The sequence below is a fragment of the Leclercia sp. EC_58 genome (assembly GCF_019584355.1).
In the GTDB taxonomy this organism is placed as follows: Bacteria; Pseudomonadota; Gammaproteobacteria; order Enterobacterales; family Enterobacteriaceae; genus Enterobacter.
Window position 1 is genome coordinate 1 of the sequence record NZ_VDAM01000007.1, and the last position, 467, is coordinate 467.

The 467-nt window shown below is 55.0% G+C and carries 1 protein-coding gene and 1 pseudogene; both read left to right on the forward strand.

The window, feature by feature from the left end:
* Positions 1-238: bifunctional 3-phenylpropionate/cinnamic acid dioxygenase ferredoxin subunit (locus FHC51_RS22450; RefSeq protein WP_220436755.1), on the forward strand; the 238-nt coding region annotated here is incomplete at its 5' end.
* Positions 235-467 (forward strand): annotated as a pseudogene (gene hcaB / locus FHC51_RS22455) (3-phenylpropionate-dihydrodiol/cinnamic acid-dihydrodiol dehydrogenase); the annotation flags it as partial. The gene FHC51_RS22450 and the pseudogene hcaB, both read left to right, overlap by 4 nt.

Here is a 467-nt window from a genome sequence, read left to right on the forward strand (position 1 = left end):
GTTCAACGTTGGCGGCGAGTTTTATGCCATTAACGATCGTTGCAGCCATGGTAATGCGTCAATGTCAGAAGGGTATCTGGAAGATGACGCCACGGTGGAGTGCCCGCTACACGCCGCCAGTTTTTGCCTGAAAACGGGGAAAGCGTTATGCCTGCCCGCCACCGATCCGCTCACCACTTATCCAGTACACGTTGAAGGTGGTGACATTTTCATCGACTTACCGGAGGCGCAGCCATGAGCGATCTGCATAACGAGTCCATTTTTATTACCGGCGGCGGATCGGGATTAGGGCTGGCGCTGGTCGAGCGATTTATCGAAGAAGGCGCGCAGGTTGCCACGCTGGAACTGTCGGCGGCAAAAGTCGCCAGTCTGCGTCAGCGATTTGGCGAACATATTCTGGCGGTGGAAGGTAACGTGACCTGTTATGCCGATTATCAACGCGCGGTCGATCAGATCCTGACTCGTTC